Consider the following 18,490-nt stretch of genomic DNA (forward strand, 5'->3'; position numbering starts at 1 on the left):
TCGCGCAGCTTGTTTGAGATAGCAGAGAGCATCTCTTAGGCGATCGCAATGCTGAAGTTTTAAGCAAGCACTTCGGGTTGATAGCGAATTCCCGCTTGTTTGAGACGGTGCAATGCTTCTCCCAAGCGATCGCAATCGGCAATTAAACTAATTCTTACATACCCTTCTCCTCCTTCGCCAAAAGCATTCCCAGGAGTCACCACGACTCCGGTTTTCTGTAAAACATCGAGGGCAAAATCCGCAGAATTGATGCCCATCGGACAAGGTACCCACAGATACATCGTGGCTTTAGAAGGGGGAATATTCCAACCCAATTCTGCCAATCCTTGGATGAGAAAATCGCGACGTTCGCGATAGCGATCTTGCACTTGTTTAATATGACTGTCTGGTAATTGTAAAGCGGTTTCGGCTGCGGTTTGAATAGCGGCAAAAATGCCATAATCGAGGTTGGTTTTTAGAGTGCGCAACCCTTGAATAATGTCCGAATTTCCGACCACAAATCCCACGCGCCAGCCTGCCATATTGTAAGTTTTGGACAAGGTATGAAATTCGACCCCAATTTCTTTTGCGCCGGGAATTTGTAATAAACTGGTGGGTTGAAAGCCGTCAAACGCCAACTCTGCGTAACAGAGGTCGTGTACGAGCATGATTTCGTAGTGACAAGCAAAAGCGACGACTTCTTCAAAAAATTCTCTAGGAGCAGTCGCCGTCGTAGGATTGCTGGGATAGTTGAAATAGAGAATCTTTGCTTGTCGTGCCACTTCCTCTGGAATAGCAGATAAATCGATTAACCAGTCTTTTTCTGCTTTCAAAATGAGAGGATATATATTGCCGCCAGCAATCAAGGGACCGCGAAAATGAGGCGGATAAGAAGGACTGGGAACGAGAACGAGATCGCCTGGGTTGATATAGGCAAGGGCGAGGTGAGTGAGTCCTTCCTTCGATCCTAGTAGGGGTAAGGCTTCGCTATCGGGATCGAGATCGACATCGTAGCAACGTTTGTACCAATTCGTGATAGCACGACGGAAGCTAGCCGTGCCTTCAAAGGGAGGATAGCCGTGGGTTTGGGGTTTTCCAAGAGACTCGATCGCCGCCTTGATTACTGGTTCGGGCGCAAATCCATCTGGATTGCCCATCCCTAGATCGATCAAATCTAATCCCTGTTCTCTCGCTCGTGCTTTGAGTTCGTCAAGACGAGCAAAAACATAAGTCGGTAATGCTTTCAGGCGATCGGCACGGCTAATCCAATTTACACTCATTGCTACGGATTGACACAAATGTTGTAAATGCACATAGGCAATTATTGTCTCATTCAAACGAGCCTTTGCGCTAATTTTAGGATCTCTTTTTTCTAACGAACTTTTTTTGTAACATGGCTCAACTCCAATCGAAGCAGCTGCTACGGGGCGACTATCCCATCGATCTAGCTTGCTGCTGTACGGGAGTTTTTGTTGCCACGGCGATCGGCTTGACATCCGATCGATACTCTTCTAACGTAAACGAATCTACCTGAATCGCATCGTTGCGAGCAACCTCTGCCTCGCGAATTAGCTCGATATCTTGCTTGCTAATGACGCCAGTCTCTAAAGCTGCTGCTATTAACCGTTCGGGTTGCTGCGGCGACAGTTTACCAGCACGGATGGCAGCTTTGATAGTTTTGAGAACTGGCTCGACTTGAGATGACAGCAGGAAGGCGCGTTCCAATCGTCCCAAGGCTTCGTTGGCATCGTCAGGAAGATGAATGCCTGCGGTGAGTCTATCTCGCAGCAGTCCAGGAGTTTGCAGGATCTGGGCAATTTGGCTGCCAAGCTGGTCGCCCGGTTGAGTCCCAATAGGATTCAGTCGCCACCACCAAGCAAAAAGTTCCCGAAGTACGGACAGATTGTTAAAAATCCCCTCAAATCCTTGTTGAATTTGGGCAAAAGCATACTGCATCGCCCAGTGGACTAAGGGAAGATCTGACTGTTGGCGACCTTCCGCCTCGAACCGACGCAGGGTAGCAGTCCCCAGATACATCCAAGAGAGAACATCGGCAAATCGTCCGGTTAGTTTTTCCCGTCGCTTTAGCGTACCGCCGAAGACAATGAGCGCTAGGTCAGTTAGGAAAGCAAAGGTTGCCGAAGCCCACGCCAACTTGCGATAGTATTTAGCTGTAGCGCCAGAAACTGGGGAACGAGCCAAATAACCGCGAGAAAGGTTGAGGAGAACGGCACGGAAACCGTTGCGAACCATCCAGCCGAGGTGATGCCAGAAGGCGCGATCGAAAGCCGCAACATCGGACTGGTTGAGCGCTTCGATTTCTGTATAGATATAGGGATGACAGCGAATCGCCCCTTGACCGAAGATAATCATCGTGCGAGTGAGGATATTCGCGCCTTCGACAGTGATAGGAATGGGGGTTGCCGTGTAAATATTTGCCAGCAAGTTTCTCGGTCCCCGACAAATACCAGCCCCGCCGAGAATGTCCATGCCATCATTGATAATTTTGCGCGACAGTTCGGTGAAGTTGTATTTTGCGATCGCAGAAATTACCGCAGGTTGTTCCCCTTTATCCACTGCGCCACAAGTATAAATCCGCCCAGCCTCCATCAGATAAGTGAGTCCGCCAATACGGGCTAAAGGTTCCTCAATGCCTTCAAAACGACCGATAGAAAGACCAAACTGATGCCTTACCGTTGCATAAGCCCCCGTTACTCGCGTTACTAGCTTAGCAATGCCAGTACAGGTAGCCGGAAAGCTGATACCCCGACCCGCTGCTAGGGATTGCATGAGCATTTTCCATCCTTGCCCCGCCTGTTCGACACCGCCGATAATCTGGTCAACAGACACGACGACATCATGCCCTTCGATAGGAGAATTGTAAAAAGGCACTCCCATCGGGTCATGTCGCCTTTCCAGCACAACTCCCGGCGTATCCGCAGGAATCAAGGCACAGGTAATTCCCACGTCTTCCCCTTTGCCGAGAAGATTGTCAGGATCGCGCAGTCTAAAGGCAAGTCCAATTAAAGTTGCGATCGCGCCGAGAGTAATGTAGCGTTTTTTCCAGTTTAGGCGCAGATAGAGCTTGCCATCCGTTCCTTTAAACACTACCCCCTCTGAAACGATACTGGCTGCATCCGACCCAGCATTGGGTTCGGTTAGGGCAAAACAAGGAATTTCCTCACCTCGCGCCAGTCGCGGCAGATAATATTCCTTCTGTTCGGGAGTGCCGTAGCGAAGTAACAGTTTGGCAGGACCGAGAGAGTTGGTAACGCCGACGGTTGCCGTGTAGATAAAAGAACGCGATGCCAACTTCATCATCACGGTACTGTAATCCAAGCTGGACAAGCCCAACCCGCCATATTCCTTGGGAATTATCGCCCCCAAAAAGCGCTCTTGTTTGAGATAGTCCCATACTTGGGGCGGAAAATCCTTGCGGCTGTAAATTTCCCAATCGGTTGTCATGCGACAGACTTGCTCGACTGGACCATCCAGAAATGCCTGAAGTTCCGGCGAAATCTGGGGATAGGGTTCGCTGTTGAGGCGTTGGAAATTGGGACTGCCAGAAAAGAACTCCCCATCCACCCACACCGTCCCCGCTTCAATTGCCGCCCGTTCCGTTTCCGAAATGGTTGGCAATAGTTTTAGTGCTTTGATGCTTTTAACGATTTGGGAGGTAATAATTGTGCGCCGCAGCACGGGAATATTCAAAACAGCAGCCATAATGCCAAAACCGATCCAGACCCAGATGGGTGCGTTAAACGCTGCAAGAACTGCTGCCAAATACAACGACCATACCCAGAGAGGAACGCCGATATAGCCTAGCAATAGGAAAAGAAACAGGAATAGGAATATAGGCATGTAGATAGACGCGGTGACGCGGAGAAATGGGGAGGTGAGGAAGGCTTTTAAGTAATTTTCTAACGAAAGAAGAGAAATCATAGTTTTATCCCTGCTAAAATCATCAAACTTAAAGGACGCAGCGATGCGGAGAGACGAGGACGCACACAAGAGAGAAAGAAGCGATATGAGAATGAGAGGAGGGAATACTAAAGCTTGGAGAAAAAGAAGATATCCAGCAGCATTTGTTAGTAAACTCAATGACCTTGAAAATGAGGCATCTGAAACTCAGACTTGGATTGAAATTGCCTTGAGATGCGGTTATTTGACGGAAGAGACAGCTTTGGAATTAGACTCTCGATGTGAAGAAGTACTCAGCCAATTAGTGATTATGGCTTCACATCCAGAAAAATGGGCTATCAATTCTCCGCATCACCGCGTCTCAAGCTCCCGCATCAGCCCAAATGATTAACTTAGGAAGATGACAAATTCTCAATCACCCCTGCTGCACCCATGCCGCCGCCAACGCACATGGTAACCAAACCGTAGCGAATGCCGCGACGCTTCATTTCATGGAGTATGGTGGCTGTCAGTTTCGCACCCGTACATCCCAAAGGATGACCCAGTGCGATCGCACCGCCGTTGACATTGACAATATCTTCGTTAAGACCGAGTTTGCGAATGACAGCGAGAGATTGAACGGCAAAAGCTTCATTCAATTCAATCAAACCGATGTCGTCTAGCGTCAGCCCTACCTGCTTGAGGACTTTCGGCACCGCTTCTATCGGTCCGATGCCCATAATTTCTGGCGGAACGCCCGCAACCGCATACCCCAACAACCGCCCCAAGGGTTGCACGCCGAATTCGTTAACCATGCGATCGCTCATGACGACTGTCGCTGCCGCACCATCGGAAGTTTGCGATGAGTTACCCGCCGTCACCGTACCGCCGACGCGAAACACGGGTTGCAATTTAGCCAAAGCTTCTAGGCTGGTATCGGGACGAGGACCTTCATCCACCTGAAAAACTTTCTCCATCGACTGCGGTTTGCCATCGATGTAGTGCGTTTCTTTTACAGTAACCGGGACGATTTCCTCGGCAAAACGACCTTTCTCAATAGCATCTAGGGCACGTTGGTGCGATCGCAGGGCAAAGGCATCTTGTTCTTCGCGAGAAATCTGATATTGCTGCGCGATGTTTTCTGCCGTGATGCCCATGGTGATGTATATCTCTGGCTTTTGTGCCAGAAGATCTGGGTTGGGCAAGAGATCGTGTCCTCCCATGGGAATCAAACTCATCGATTCGGCTCCCCCTGCCACTACTACCTCTGCCTGTCCGGTCATAATCGCCCCAGTTGCCATGGCAATTGCTTGCAGTCCAGATGCACAAAAGCGATTAATTGTCAAGCCTGCCACCGCATCGGGCAATCCCGCTCGCTGAGCGATCGTTCGTCCCAGATTGAATCCCTGTTCTGCTTCGGGAAAGGCACAGCCAAAGATGACATCATCGATGCGTGCCGGATCGAGATTTTTCACTCGCGCGATCGCTTCTTTAACGACAACTGCTCCCATGTCGTCCGGGCGAACGTTGCGTAGCGTCCCGCGCGGTGCTTTTCCAATAGCAGTCCTAACGCTGCTGACAATATAAGCTTCTTTCATAATTTGTCCTTGGTCATTGGTCATTTGTCCTGTAGTGCGAGCGTCCCGCTCGCGTAGACAAGATGCCCACACTACAATCGTCAGCTTCAGTAACAGCGACAATTTCATTGTTGAGGAAAGTCCCGCTCGCGTAGGCAAGATGCCCACTTCCAAATTGCGAATTGCGAATTCTCCCCTCCCCGCGTCCTACTAATTCCGTAGAGGTTTTTTAGTCTTCAGCACGTGAGCAATTCGCTCCTGGGTTTTGGGTTGATTGAGAAGGGGCACAAACACCTCTCGCTCTAATTGCAGCAGGTAGTTTTCATCCACTAAAGAAGGAACGGACAGATCTCCCCCTGTCAGAACATAAGCCAAGCGACTGGCGAGGTAGCGATCGTATTCGCTAATGAATCCGCCTTGTTGTAAGATGTAAGCGCCATGCTCTAGCATTGCCCTGGCAGGACGACCCAGCACCATGACGGCTTTGCGTTCGGGTGGCGGTGTATAGCCCTCGCGATCGAGGCGCAACACCTCTTCTTTGGCAACAAATAAGAGGCGATCGCCATTCATGACAATCCTTGCTTGAGGCGAAAGGAAACCAAGCTCTTGCGCTTCGTAGCCACTATTGGACACCCTTGCCATGCCGACGGTTTCAAAGACTTGTTTGAGGAAAGGCGCGATATCGCCGGGAGAGTCCGTCGCGGCTCGTTGTGCCGCCCAAATTGCCATGCGCATCGTACCGCCACCCGCAGGAATGAGTCCTACGCTGAGTTCGACCAATCCGATATAGCTTTCCGCCGCCGCTACTACCTGCGGACATGCCATAACTACCTCGCAACCGCCGCCGAGCGCCCGTCCCTGCACCGCAGCGACGATGGGTTTGGGGAAATATTGAATTCGCTGCATCAGGTTTTGAAACTTGACCAGTAGGTTTGCGATCGCGTCGAAATTGCCCGACAGCCCTGCCCTTCCCATTTCTGCGAGATTGGCTCCAGCGGAGAAATTAGCACTGCCATTGCCGATAACCATGCCGCGAAACTCCCTAGTTTCGAGGAGATCGAGCACTTCGGCTAATCCCTCTATTACCTTTTGGCTCACGGTATTGCCTTTGGAGCGGAACTCGTACAAGACTACCCCATCACCCAAGTCCAGCAAGGCGGCTTCTGGGTTTTGCCAAAGGGTGCGGTTTGAGTCGGCTTTAATAACGCCTAAATGGATTTCATCTATAGGCGTTTCTAGCAGGATAGGAACGCGATCGGACATGACCACTCCAGATGTGAAGCAGGCTTCACCCCGACAGACTTCTCGCTCTGCGCCTTCGTGCTTGCCGATTTCGGTGTGGTAAAAGCCCGTTATCCCCTCGTAGCGCATTTTTTTGACCCATCCTGGCACGGCGATTCTAGCCGATTCCATATCTGCCAGGACGACATCGAACCCAAGAGTATCCCAGATTTCAAAGGGACCGAGTTCCCAATTGAATCCCCAGCGCATGGCGCGATCGATCTCGGCGGGACTGTTGGCAATTTCGGGAATGCGGCGAGCGCAATAGCCCAGCATTTCTAAGGTGGAGCGACGGAAGAAAGCACCCGCACGCCCCGGATCGCGATAGAGTGCCCGCAGGCGATCGCCTAAATCGCGAATTTTAGCAATAGCATCGATATCGCCCAAATTCAGGGGTTTCGCTGGCTCGTAGGCGAGAGTTTCCCGATTGAGGGAGAGAATTTCTTGCCCTTGCTTTTTGTAAAAGCCTTGACCTGTTTTGGTGCCGAGTGCCTTAGCCTCTACAAGTTTATCCAGCAGTTCGGGGACGCGAAGGATCTCGCGACTTTCATCGTGGGGAATGGCGGGGTAGAGATGCTTGGCAACATAGACTAGGGTATCGAGTCCCACTAAATCTATCGTCCGGAACGTCCCCGACTTCGGTCGTCCCGCGATCGCGCCCGTCAAGGTATCGATTTCCTCAATGGTATATCCTTCCTCTAAGGCTCGTATCCCCTGCATCGTCACGTACATGCCGATGCGATTGGCAATAAAGTTGGGGGTATCTTTCGCCACTACTACCCCTTTCCCCAGGTGCAGCCGCCCGAACCACTGCATTCGTTCGAGTACCTGCGGATCGGTATCGGGTGTGGGAATGAGTTCGAGTAGCTTGAGATAGCGAGGCGGATTGAAAAAGTGCGTGCCCAAGAATCGTTTGCGGAAGGCATCCGATCGCCCGTTGGCGATCGCGCCGATGGGCAACCCGCTAGTATTGGTAGAAATGACGGTATCTTCGCGGACGACACTCTCCAATCGTTCCATCAACTGCTGCTTGATTTCCAGATTTTCTACTACCGCTTCGATCGCCCAATCGACCTCGGCAAGGCGATGAAAGTGTTCGTCAAAATTGCCTAGAATAATGCGACGGGCCGTTTTTTCGGTAAATAAAATCGGTGGAGATAATTTGAGAGCCTTTTTGAAGGAGGCTTCTACCAAATCGTTTTTCTTGCCCGTCTCAGCAGCAAGATCGAGCAGATGAACTGTCATCCCCGCATTGGCGAGATGAGCCGCGATTTGGCTTCCCATCACGCCCGCACCGAGAACGGCAACTGTTCGGAATGGCTTCCACATGTTTTGATCGGTCATTGGTCATTTGTCCTTTGTCATTGGTCATTGGTTAGTGGTTAGTAGTTAGTGATTTCTCCTCCTCTGCCTTCTGCCTTCTGACCTAATAATGATTGAGCGATCGCGCATAGACTGGGCAAGCATCGGTGGGAATAGAAGGACATGGAAACTCTTCTGGAATGGGATTTTCATCGATTTTCCGTACCTCTGTGTCACGTTTTCTTTGCGTTGTCTCCTCTGCGTACAAAGCCTCAATTTCCTTGGCAAATGCTTCGACTACTTTGGCACGCCTAACCTCTGCCGTTGGTGTCAGCATTTCGTTCTCAACGCTTAAAGTCGCGTTGACGAGACTGAAGCGCTTAACCGTAGACCAGTAAGGCAGATGACAATTGGCTTCGTCTACCAGGGCTTGGTAGAGGGCAAGGATGCATGGATGCTTTAGAAGCGCTTCAGTCGGTAAGTTGAGTCCGATCGCTCGCGCTTGCTCGTGCAAAGCATCTAGATTGGGGAAAATCAGCATGGCGCAGAATTTTCGTTCGGCACCTACCGCGATCGCCTTTGAGACTAGAGGAGATTTCTCTAGCTTGCCCTCCAGCGGTTCTGGGGTCACGTACTTGCCTGTGGAGAGTTTGAAGGGACTTTTCTTGAGACCGGTAATCTTAAGAAAACCGTCTTCGTCAAATTCTCCCAAATCGCCTGTATGCAACCATCCATCCTCATCGAGGACTTTTTGAGTGGCTTCGGTTTTTTTGTAGTAGCCTTGCATGACGCAAGGTCCCCTGACGAGAATTTCTTTATCTTCTGCGATCGCGACTTCTACCCCAGGCAAGGGCACGCCTACGGTTCCCGCCCGGTTGAATTGCCCTCGATTGCAGGCAACTGCCCCACTCGTCTCGGTCAAACCATAGCCTTGTAGGATGATAATCCCGGCTGCTGCTAATAAGTTAGCTATCCCGGCTTTTAAGGCTGCCCCTCCACTAATCAGGTATTTGAGACGACCTCCGAATACAGATCGCCATTTCGAGAAGACGAGGCGATCGGCTACTTTAAGCTGTAAGGCGTACAGTGCCTTGGGTTTTCGTCCCAATTCGTACTGTTTTGCTAGGTTTAGCGCCCAGTTAACGATATTTTGAATCGGGGCATTTTGGAGGAATTGCAGCTCGATCTTAAAGACGCTAAAACGAGAGAATAACCACCCAATATGCCGTTTCGTCGCTTTTCTCGCCCTCAGCCACCTTTGTAAGGTTGCTGTACTATATTTTCTCTTAGCTGCTCGTTTTTTCTTGCCTACAGTTTCTCGCGTTGATTGTTTGCTTGCTCTTTCTAAGATATGGTGGTAAACCTTCTCCAGTAGCAGAGGCACCGTAGCAAAAAGCGTCGGTCGCACTTCCATAAGATGCTTCATAACCCGATTTGGGCTTGAAAAATAGATGCTATGCCCGTAGTTCATGTGACCGTAGACAAAGGTACGGGCAAAAACGTGCGTTAGCGGCAAAAATGAAAGGGCAACTTCTTTTGCTCCCAATGCCAAATCGGGAATACTGGTAAACGCAGCCAACGAACTTGCAGAAAGGTTTTCATGGGTCAGCATAACGCCCTGAAGTTGTCCCGTCGAGCCGGGAATATAGATGATGGTGGCTAGCATTTTCGCTTCCAGCGACTCTCGCAGTTGCTGTCTGTGGGTTTCACCACTGCAACCCCGACCTTTGGCACGAACCTCCTCTAAGGAAAGGAGTTGGATGCATGGCGGAAATTCCAGACAAGGGCGATCGACTCGCGGGCGATGGAGGAGTTGTGGAATCACCAAACATTCCGTGACAGGGATTTCCTTGACATCGCTCGTTTCCTGGGTTGCCTCATTGCGATCGCTTAACCGTTGCGATCGCAATTGCTGCCAATTGGTGGGAACGTCGGCAATGATGGCAATTTTAAGAGTCGATGCATCCCACAAGTAAGGAACGATTTGATCGAGCAAATCGAGGTTGGAGACAACGAGCGCTTTTGCCTCGCTGTGCTGCATGATAAAAATTATGTTTTCGATCGTCTGGGTGAGGTCGATCGGTACGTCGATTAGGTTTGCCAGCAAGCAACCCATATCAACTAAACAAAAGTTAACATCGCTGTGCATTAACAGAGCAACGCGATCGCCCTTGTCCAGGGGCAACTCTAACAAACCGAGTGCCACCTCTTCGGCTGCACTCCGAAAGGCATGATTGGAGAGCGATTCCCACCCTGCTTCACTCCATTGATTGAAGGCGCGATCGTTAGGAGCGCGATCGCATCCCTCATCGAGCAAGGAAGGCAAAGTTCTCCCCAAGATTGCCTTTCCAGAGTTAGGGGGAGCTTTGTAAGTCTTATCAAACCGCAACATCTCAAACTAGAAGAGCTTAAAACTCTTCCCCTCGCTAACGGTTATTCTTTAATTTGAGCCTTGCTTGCAGTCGAAGCCTTTTTGATAGAGCGGGATTGACGCATTAAAAGCTATTTCAAACTTCTAATGCAACTTGTCTTGCTTTCAGTCGTTATTGTGAATTGAATTATTTCGTTTTTATGTCGCTCGAAAGGGATCGAACGACCATCTAAAAAAGTAACCGATCGGACTCAGCAGCTATTAAATACCGACTTTTGCTACTCAAGTCCAGTGCAATTTTAGTTTCTCCTTTTAATTTGGTATCTATTAAGGACACAATAAAAGGGTTTTAAGGCTTCAGCACTGCCATGCCAAGCTTATTTGTTATATCAGTAAATTTGTACGTAATCTTACTGTAGCTTATCAATTGAGAAGATCGCCAAAATTGTATCGAGTTGCTTTACAATCGGCGAAGCAATAGGAAAGAAGGAATAAGAAAGAATTTTTTTTTCTCGATCGTTCCTTGTTCCCAGGAGGGCTGAAAACTTCGATTGCTAGGCAATTTTGAGACACAAAGGGCTAGTGGCTGATGATTGGTAGCTCCCGGCAAATGCCGCTCTAGCCATTCTCCCAAATCTGCGAACACTTCATAATGGTTGATATCGATGTGGAGATCGTGATAGCTGCCTGGTAATTCGTAACATTCTTTATCTGGGAAAGTCACTTGCATGCAGAAAGCCCAACTGCTGTCTGGATGCGTCACTCGGTCTGCGCTGCCGTGGAGCATGAGTAAAGGAAGGCGCAAATCCGAGCCGTGACTTTGTATCCAATTGACGGTCTGCAAAAATTCTGTAGCGAGTCGGGCACTGCCGTATTCGTGTCGAAGAGGGTCTTGGGCATAGGCAGAGACTGCGTTCGGGTCGCGAGAACTGGCATCGCGATCGATGCCTAGTTTCAGGCTGAAGCGCGGATAGACTTGCGAAAGCAGCCGTCCAATCGCCATTTTTATCGGCGAGACTCCCACTTTTCCTATTGCTGGTGCCGTGACAACGATCCCTTGTAAGCCTTCTGGAAATCGTAAGGCATAGTCTAGCGCGATCGCGCCGCCTAAACTATGTCCCCACAGAAAACGAGGACAGTCCGGTTCTCGTTCTCGAATCAGCTGCAAAAAAGCACTCAAATCTTCTCGGAACTCAGCCCAGCGATTGATATGACCTCGCTGTCCGGGCGACCGTCCATGACCGCGCAGATCGAAAGCGTAGATCCCGTAACCCTTCCCAATTAAATACCGCGCCGCATCGTCGAATAGTCCGCTGTGGGAGCCAAGTCCGTGTACGATAGCCACAATGGCTTTAGCTCGATTCTGGGGAGACCAGCTTTGGTAATAGAGGCTCAGTCCTCCAGCGCCTTGAAAAGTCCCTTCGATGTGTTTCATCTCAATTTATCCCTAATAGCTTCTCCCTTGCTGCACTCTGGGCACTCGCGCCGAGATTTTTAGTCGATCGCCTTTCCGAAGAGTTGATGAGGCTATTCAATGCCAAGTTGAGAAGCACAGCCGCGATCGCATACATATCTTTAATTCTAAATTCTATTTAACTCATGCAAGAGCGATCGTACAAATCCCTGCGATCGCTCCGTCAGATCGCTATCTCTGGATGTCCTTAAAGGATTGATAGGCTTTTTCGGGGTGATAGAGATGACAGCGATCGCCTATTTCCTTCATTAGTGCCCAAGAAAACTTGCTTTCTTGAATGTGGCTGCCCCAGTTTTGTTTTAAACTCTCATGAGCCATTCGCAAATTGTAGGAGGGAATGGCAACGCAGATATGATGTGGCACGTGTACGTTAATATCATGACACAGAAACTCCACCCAACGGGGATAGGTGCAGTGAACGGTTCCGGCTAATTGAGCTTCTGCGGCACTCCAGGTTTCAGCAGGACGAAACTGAATGTTGGGTGCTGTGTGATGCACTAATGTAAAAGTACTCATCCAGAAGTGATATACCAACCAAGGCAACAGCCAAAACTTAACGAAGCCCCAGATGCCAGTCGTCGCGATTAGAGTAGGAAAGAAAACGGCAGCAAAGATGACGACAGATGCGATCGACACTTTGACTTTGGCGCGATCGCGTTCTGGGAATTGGGATAAGTCGAAATGCAGCACTGCCCAATGCGCGATCGAACCTAGCCACCAAAAGCGTCCGCGCAAGGCTTGGTAAAATCTTCGCACGAAGGGGTTCGTCTGAGTATAATCCTCTAGCGTCCAAGGATCCCATGCGTTATCTATCAATAACTTATTGGTATGAAGGTGATGGCGATCGTGAAGGATGCGCCAGCAGTGAAATGGGTAAATCAGCGGCAGCGTCATAATGTGCCCAACCCAATCGTTGACCCAACGACGTTTTGCAAAGGAGCGATGTCCGCAATCATGGGCGAGTACAAAGAATCCTGTCAAAGCCGTTCCCGTAAAAATCCAAGCAAGAGGTAAGAGAAACCAAGGTAGGGTGGCAATGCCAACGTATCCAAGACTGACGGCTAAAACATTAATAAAAAGGAATGACCAAGCTTTACGGCGATCTTTTTGAAAACACTCTCGCGGTAGAGTTTTAATGATGTCTTTCAGTTGAATGTCGGCATTGACTGAAGGAATCGACGCCTTAGCAAATTTTTCTGTCGTTGCACTCATGAAGTAGACGAAATCTCCATAGGAAAATAAGCGTGTCGATCGCACAAACCCTCGTAAAAATCCCTGCCAAGTTCACCGAGGCACTTAGCAAGGAAATTTGCTGCGCGCTTGCGCGAATGCTGTTTGGGTCTTTAAGCTTAGAAAGCTTAAAAAACCTTTACAGTTATAACACGCCAAGAGAAGTTATTTGTGGCGTTGCCTAAATGCGGGATGAATTTTAGTAGTTAATTTCTTCCTTATTTAAAGAAAATGCCTAGTACGTGGACAAGAAGTGATTTTGTTTCTAGTGCTGGCAACGTATCTAGCAGTACGATAGAAAAATATATTGCTGCTCAAGGGAAAAATTGACGAAGTGCATTTCAGGTTCCGCCGCTCACTTGGCGGAGTACCTTGTACGGATCATACAATGTGCCGAGTAGCATTCATGAGGCGCGGATGGCGAATCTGCGTCGCCATACAAAGCGCCGTCCCAACAGCTAAAAGCCTGTTGGCTTTCTACTGTCCGTATTTTGTGTAAAGGAACTACAACGAGTTAAGATGTACGCAAGCCAAAAACTTTCCCTCCCAACCCTGGGCTGCGGAACTTGGGCATGGGGCAACCGCTTGCTCTGGGGATACGATGAAAGCATGGACGAGCAATTGCAAGCCGTCTTCGATCTTTGTGTCAGCAGGGGCGTGACTTTATTCGATACGGGCGATTCTTATGGGACTGGGAGATTGAATGGGAGAAGCGAGTTATTGCTAGGACGCTTTGCCAAGGAATATCTGGGCGCTGGCAAAGAAAATATTTGCATTGCCACCAAGCTTGCCGCTTATCCTTGGAGATTGACGCGCCAATCGATGGTGTCGGCTTGTAAGTCTTCTGCCAAGCGATTGGGCAGAAACGTAGATTTGGTGCAGATGCATTGGTCTACAGCCAATTATGCGCCATGGCAGGAGGGAGCGCTCTTGGATGGTCTTGCCGATCTCTACGAGCAAGGACTGGTCAAGGGAGTGGGTTTATCCAATTACGGACCCAAAAGACTGAGATGGGCGTATAAAAAGTTTAGCGATCGCGGCGTTCCCATTTCCACCCTGCAAGTTCAATACTCGCTCCTCTCTACCTATCCCGTTACCCAACTAGGTCTCAAGGAGGTTTGCGACGAACTAGGAATCAAACTAATCGCCTACAGTCCTTTAGCGTTGGGATTGTTGACAGGAAAATATTCTCAGAAGGGGTCGTTTCCAAAAGGTATCCGAGGGTTGCTGTTTCGGCAGCTTTTGCCGGGAATTCAACCGCTTTTGTCGTGTTTGCGAGCGATCGCGCGATCGCGAAACAAAACTATGTCGCAGGTTGCCATTAATTGGTGTATCTGTAAAGGAACTATTCCCATCCCTGGTGCAAAAACCGTCGAACAGGCAAAGGAAAATCTCGGTGCTTTGGGTTGGCAACTAGACGCTAATGAGATCGCAGAGTTGGAGCGCGCTGCGATGAATACAGACAAAAAGATGGTACAAAATATTTTTCAGACCAAATAAACTTTCTAACACTTCTTTAAGTTCCGCTTCTTTTACTCTTACGCTCTCGCTGCCGATGTAGGGCTTGTGAGGTCGAGATTGCTAAACTCAAAATCGTCAGCGGAATCACGACGAAGACTAGCGCTTTGCTAAAAATGGGCAAGCTTGCGTGCCCGGTCTGATTCAAAAACAGATAAACAGCGTAGGCGATGTAGTAGCCGAGAAGCAGCAAGCCTTCTCTTCGACCAATTCGGTAACCCGTAAAGAAAATGGGCAAGCAAACAATAGCCACGGCGGTCATCACCGGAATATCGAACCGCAGGGCGGCATTAGAAACGTTAATGCCATCTGACGAGACGGTGGCGGACAAGCCCAGCACTGCCAGAATGTTAAAAATATTGCTACCGACGACGTTGCCGACGGCAATATCTCGCTCGCCTCGAAAACTGGCAATAGCAGAGGTAGCTAGTTCTGGAAGAGACGTTCCAGCAGCTACAATCGTCAGTCCGATAATTAGGTCGCTGACGTTCAATATCTTAGCAATAGTAATTGCACTCTCCACCAGCCAGTTTGAACCCAGTACCAACAGTCCCAAACCGATTGCAATGAGCGCTAGATTGACCAACCCCGCTTTTACCGAAGAACGGATCGATTGACCGTATTCCCGGGCAAACTCTTCTTGAATTTCGCGATCGCGTTCCTTGCGGCTTTGATAAATTAGGAAAATCGTATAAAGTACGCCGCCGATGAAGAGAATCATGCCGTCTACTCTGCTAATCTTGCCATCGGCTCCAAATATTAGCGTTAGGGCGGATACGCCAATCATAATCGGCACGTCCAAACGAACGAGTTGCAAAGCGACGGTTAGCGGCGCGATTAGGGCAGATATACCAAGAATAAATAGGGCATTAAAAATATTGCTCCCAACTACGTTACCCAAAGCAATATCCGCTTTACCGTTCCAACTAGAAATGATGCTCACCGCCATTTCGGGCGAGCTAGTGCCGTAAGCAACGATAGTTAATCCGATGACTAAGGGGGAAATCCCAACCATGGCAGCTAGGCGAGAAGACCCCTTCACTAATAACTCTGCGCCAACGACTAACAGTGCTAGTCCCGCTACCAGTAAAACAAAGGTAAGAAAATTCATGAATTTATTTTACGGTTATGGGTTGTCCTTCTTATCAATGATTTTTATTGAATATTGTCTATCCTTTAAAGGTCGAGCTTAGCGAGAACTTCGTGCAAAACTTTAGCCGAATTTTGCAGTTGCGTTTCTTCTGTCTTGCTCAAAGCTAATTTGACTCTTTTGATCGCTCCTTTTTCATTGACGACGGTTGGCAAACTCAGGCAAATATCGTCGATGCCGTACAGTCCTCGTACTAGAGTACTGACCGTCAAGATGCGTTCTTGAGAGCGCAAAATCGCTTTGACAATATCGGTAACGGCTAAACCGATCGCGTAAGAAGTATAACCTTTACGCTGAATAATTTCATAGGCGGCATTCTTGACGCGATCGAAGATAGCGCATAATTCTTTTTGCTCGTCGATAGAAAGACTTTCCCAGTCGCTTGGGAGAAGTTTCATGCCAGCGACGTTGACGGTACTCCAGACGGGAACTTCGCTATCGCCGTGTTCCCCGATGATATAAGCGTGGATGCTGCGAGGATCGATATCCAGTTTTGCTGCCAGTAGAGAACGAAAACGCGCCGTATCCAACACCGTTCCCGAACCTATTACCCGCGAACTGGGAAATCCAGTGAGTTTTTGGGTAACGCAGGTCATGATATCGACCGGATTGGTGACGATTAGCAAGATGGCGTTGGGACAGTATCGTGCCACGTCATCCAAAATCTTTTTGAAGATAGCAACATTGCGTTCTACCAGGTCGAGACGGCTTTGTCCTGGTTTTTGCGCGGCTCCGGCAGTGATAATTACAATATCTGCATCTTGCCCTGCATCGGCAACCGTTCCTGCTTTCAAAAAGGTAGGGGAAATAAAAGGCATCCCGTGCATCAAATCCATGACTTCTCCCTCGACCCGTTCTTTAGCAATATCTTGCAGGATTAGTTCGTCAAAACAGTTTTGGATCAGCATCGAATAGGCGCAAGCCATGCCTACTTGACCCGCACCGATGATAACTCCTTTGCGAGGACGAATCGGTGTGGGCTTTTCTGCATCGGGGTTGGAGATAAAAATTTGTTCAAACATATCATATAAAGTAAAGGTAAAGTCTTCGTGTTAGAGAGAACAATAACGATCGCGTATTAGCAATCTTCGATGAATTTATTGTTATTAAACATCCTTCGGCGGTCATAATGAGACTGCGATCGCATTGGAGCGATAATAAAAGTACCTACTTAGCAACCGACGCGTCCGCTCGGTACTCCTGCGATCGACTCGTTCGATCGCCTATCAATTTTGCCAATCGCCGTGCCTGAGAGACAAACTTTCATTCAAAATCATCTCGGTTACTCCTCAAAACGCAACGCCTTCCCTCGCACGTTGGGATCAAATTTCCCCCGTTCGTAAACCACTTGACCCCCAACAATCGTAACGACGGGCCAGCCAGTTAAATTCCAGCCTTCAAAGGGACTCCAACCGCATTTAGTTTGCAACTCTTCCCGCAGAACGGGACGATAAGTCTCCAAATCGACTAAGACTAAATCGGCATCGTATCCCGGTGCGATCGCGCCTTTATTGGGAATTTTATAAGCTTTAGCGACTGCCGTTGACATCCAATTGACGACTTGGGCGACGGTGCAGCGTCCCTGCATTGCCTGTGTCAGCATCAAGGGCAAAGAAGTCTCGACTCCTGGCATTCCCGACGGCGTATTGGGATAGCCTTTGGCTTTCTCTTCTAGGGTATGGGGCGCGTGGTCGGTGGCGATAAAGTCGATAACGCCATCTAGCAAAGCTTTCCAAAGGATATCGTTATTTTCGGGCGATCGCAGCGGAGGATTCATTTGCGCCAGCGTTCCCAACTTTTTGTAGGCCTCTGTATTGAGTAGTAAATGCTGCGGCGTTACTTCTGCCGTCACCCAACTCGGTTTACCCTGTCTGAGAAATTCGGCTTCTATCCCAGTCGATAAGTGCAGAATATGTAAGCGACGCTCATATTTTTTAGAGAGTTTGATGGCTAATTTCGTCGCGTTGAGGGCTGCTTGTTCGTCCTGAATCTGAGAATGGACGGCTGGATCGGTAATTCCGGCAAATTTCTGGCGGCGAGCGTCAATTCTTGCTTGGTCTTCGGCATGAACGGCAATCAAACGCTTGCCTTTAGCAAAAATTGGTTCTAATTCTTCTTCCCGACTGACTAGCAAAGGACCGTGCATGGAACCCATAAAAATTTTGATGCCGCACGTCGGTTTTGCTTCTAGCAAATCCGGCAAATTTTCGGGGGTTGCCCCAATAAAAAAACCATAATTGACCAAGCACTTCTGGGCAGCCCGTTGCAGCTTATCGTCCAAAGCTGCCTGGGTGGTTGTCAAGGGGCGAGTATTAGGCATCTCCAGAAAAGAGGTAACGCCCCCCCTGGCACAGGCGCGACTTGCCGTATGCAGATCTTCTTTATGCTCTAATCCAGGTTCTCGAAAATGGACTTGGGGGTCAATCGCTCCGGGCAACAAAGTTAACCCCGTTGCGTCTATGATGGTACTAACATCGGTATCGGGAATTTCCGATGCGATCCGGACAATTTTGCCAGCCTGAGTTAAAACGTCTCCTATCAAAAACTCGTCGTTAGGCAAAAGAATTCGGGACTGGCGAATTAGTAACATAAGCGAGCTATCCAAGCGTATGAGTTCCAAAAAATCAATGATACTTTAAAGTTCCTGTTGACAGGGGGATCGCTAAACTAAAATACAAATTTTGTCGCCACTCATTCTACTCGATCGT

Annotated in this window: 12 protein-coding genes and 1 pseudogene; 3 read left to right on the forward strand and 10 right to left on the reverse strand. The window is 49.0% G+C overall.

The window, feature by feature from the left end:
* Window positions 1–59: 59 nt before the first annotated feature.
* Both NIES593_RS18420 and NIES593_RS18425 read right to left on the reverse strand, forming a co-directional pair.
* Entirely contained in the window at window positions 60–1,259 is a 1,200-nt protein-coding gene (locus NIES593_RS18420) for an aspartate aminotransferase (protein ID WP_073601008.1), read from the reverse strand.
* Window positions 1,260–1,410: 151 nt separating this feature from the next.
* Window positions 1,411–3,840 (reverse strand): acyl-CoA dehydrogenase, encoded by a 2,430-nt coding sequence (locus tag NIES593_RS18425; RefSeq protein WP_073601009.1) that lies wholly within the window; start codon window positions 3,838–3,840, stop codon window positions 1,411–1,413.
* A gap of 124 nt (window positions 3,841–3,964) precedes the next feature.
* Here NIES593_RS18425 and NIES593_RS18430 point away from each other — a divergent pair, with 124 nt between their 5' ends.
* On the forward strand, window positions 3,965–4,291 hold the full coding sequence (locus tag NIES593_RS18430; RefSeq protein ID WP_083602486.1) for a four helix bundle protein: 327 nt from the start codon (window positions 3,965–3,967) through the stop codon (window positions 4,289–4,291).
* 1 nt (window position 4,292) lies between these two features.
* On the opposite strand, the gene NIES593_RS18435 is transcribed toward NIES593_RS18430, so the two are convergent.
* The 5 genes from NIES593_RS18435 to NIES593_RS18455 form a co-directional block, all read right to left on the reverse strand.
* Window positions 4,293–5,477, reverse strand: coding sequence for a thiolase family protein (locus NIES593_RS18435; RefSeq protein WP_073601010.1), 1,185 nt, complete (start codon window positions 5,475–5,477; stop codon window positions 4,293–4,295).
* Window positions 5,478–5,666: 189 nt separating this feature from the next.
* Window positions 5,667–8,066 (reverse strand): 3-hydroxyacyl-CoA dehydrogenase/enoyl-CoA hydratase family protein, encoded by a 2,400-nt coding sequence (locus NIES593_RS18440; protein ID WP_073600966.1) that lies wholly within the window; start codon window positions 8,064–8,066, stop codon window positions 5,667–5,669.
* 97 nt (window positions 8,067–8,163) lie between these two features.
* Window positions 8,164–10,431, reverse strand: a complete 2,268-nt coding sequence (locus tag NIES593_RS18445; RefSeq protein WP_073600967.1) for an AMP-dependent synthetase/ligase — start codon at window positions 10,429–10,431, stop codon at window positions 8,164–8,166.
* A 439-nt stretch (window positions 10,432–10,870) separates the two neighbouring features.
* A complete protein-coding gene (locus tag NIES593_RS18450; RefSeq protein ID WP_073600968.1) occupies window positions 10,871–11,845 on the reverse strand; it encodes an alpha/beta hydrolase in 975 nt (324 codons plus the stop codon).
* A 210-nt stretch (window positions 11,846–12,055) separates the two neighbouring features.
* Window positions 12,056–13,096, reverse strand: coding sequence for a fatty acid desaturase (locus tag NIES593_RS18455; RefSeq protein ID WP_073600969.1), 1,041 nt, complete (start codon window positions 13,094–13,096; stop codon window positions 12,056–12,058).
* Between the two features lie 240 nt (window positions 13,097–13,336).
* Here NIES593_RS18455 and NIES593_RS18460 point away from each other — a divergent pair.
* Both NIES593_RS18460 and NIES593_RS18465 read left to right on the forward strand, forming a co-directional pair.
* Window positions 13,337–13,444: pseudogene (locus NIES593_RS18460) on the forward strand (IS200/IS605 family transposase); the annotation flags it as partial.
* A 189-nt stretch (window positions 13,445–13,633) separates the two neighbouring features.
* Window positions 13,634–14,614, forward strand: a complete 981-nt coding sequence (locus NIES593_RS18465) for an aldo/keto reductase (RefSeq protein ID WP_073600970.1) — start codon at window positions 13,634–13,636, stop codon at window positions 14,612–14,614.
* Window positions 14,615–14,630: 16 nt separating this feature from the next.
* Here the strand turns inward: NIES593_RS18465 and NIES593_RS18470 are convergent, their stop codons facing one another.
* The 3 genes from NIES593_RS18470 to NIES593_RS18480 all read right to left on the reverse strand — a co-directional run bounded on the left by NIES593_RS18470 (window position 14,631) and on the right by NIES593_RS18480 (window position 18,372).
* Window positions 14,631–15,743, reverse strand: coding sequence for a calcium/sodium antiporter (locus tag NIES593_RS18470; protein ID WP_073600971.1), 1,113 nt, complete (start codon window positions 15,741–15,743; stop codon window positions 14,631–14,633).
* 65 nt (window positions 15,744–15,808) lie between these two features.
* Complete coding sequence (locus NIES593_RS18475; protein ID WP_073600972.1) at window positions 15,809–16,804, reverse strand: L-lactate dehydrogenase; 996 nt, start codon at window positions 16,802–16,804, stop codon at window positions 15,809–15,811.
* Between the two features lie 260 nt (window positions 16,805–17,064).
* Complete coding sequence (locus NIES593_RS18480; RefSeq protein WP_073600973.1) at window positions 17,065–18,372, reverse strand: dihydroorotase; 1,308 nt, start codon at window positions 18,370–18,372, stop codon at window positions 17,065–17,067.
* Window positions 18,373–18,490 lie beyond the last annotated feature (118 nt).

It is taken from the genome of Hydrococcus rivularis NIES-593 (assembly GCF_001904635.1).
Classification (GTDB): Bacteria; Cyanobacteriota; Cyanobacteriia; order Cyanobacteriales; family Microcystaceae; genus Hydrococcus; species Hydrococcus rivularis.

Bases quoted from the DNA above. Each gene is read 5' to 3' on its own strand.
- NIES593_RS18420 (WP_073601008.1), bottom strand. From the start codon at position 1,259: ATGAGTGTAAATTGGATTAGCCGTGCCGATCGCCTGAAAGCATTACCG.
- NIES593_RS18425 (WP_073601009.1), bottom strand. From the start codon at position 3,840: ATGCCTATATTCCTATTCCTGTTTCTTTTCCTATTGCTAGGCTATATC.
- NIES593_RS18430 (WP_083602486.1), top strand. From the start codon at position 3,965: ATGCGGAGAGACGAGGACGCACACAAGAGAGAAAGAAGCGATATGAGA.
- NIES593_RS18435 (WP_073601010.1), bottom strand. From the start codon at position 5,477: ATGAAAGAAGCTTATATTGTCAGCAGCGTTAGGACTGCTATTGGAAAA.
- NIES593_RS18440 (WP_073600966.1), bottom strand. From the start codon at position 8,066: ATGTGGAAGCCATTCCGAACAGTTGCCGTTCTCGGTGCGGGCGTGATG.
- NIES593_RS18445 (WP_073600967.1), bottom strand. From the start codon at position 10,431: ATGTTGCGGTTTGATAAGACTTACAAAGCTCCCCCTAACTCTGGAAAG.
- NIES593_RS18450 (WP_073600968.1), bottom strand. From the start codon at position 11,845: ATGAAACACATCGAAGGGACTTTTCAAGGCGCTGGAGGACTGAGCCTC.
- NIES593_RS18455 (WP_073600969.1), bottom strand. From the start codon at position 13,096: ATGAGTGCAACGACAGAAAAATTTGCTAAGGCGTCGATTCCTTCAGTC.
- NIES593_RS18465 (WP_073600970.1), top strand. From the start codon at position 13,634: ATGTACGCAAGCCAAAAACTTTCCCTCCCAACCCTGGGCTGCGGAACT.
- NIES593_RS18470 (WP_073600971.1), bottom strand. From the start codon at position 15,743: ATGAATTTTCTTACCTTTGTTTTACTGGTAGCGGGACTAGCACTGTTA.
- NIES593_RS18475 (WP_073600972.1), bottom strand. From the start codon at position 16,804: ATGTTTGAACAAATTTTTATCTCCAACCCCGATGCAGAAAAGCCCACA.
- NIES593_RS18480 (WP_073600973.1), bottom strand. From the start codon at position 18,372: ATGTTACTAATTCGCCAGTCCCGAATTCTTTTGCCTAACGACGAGTTT.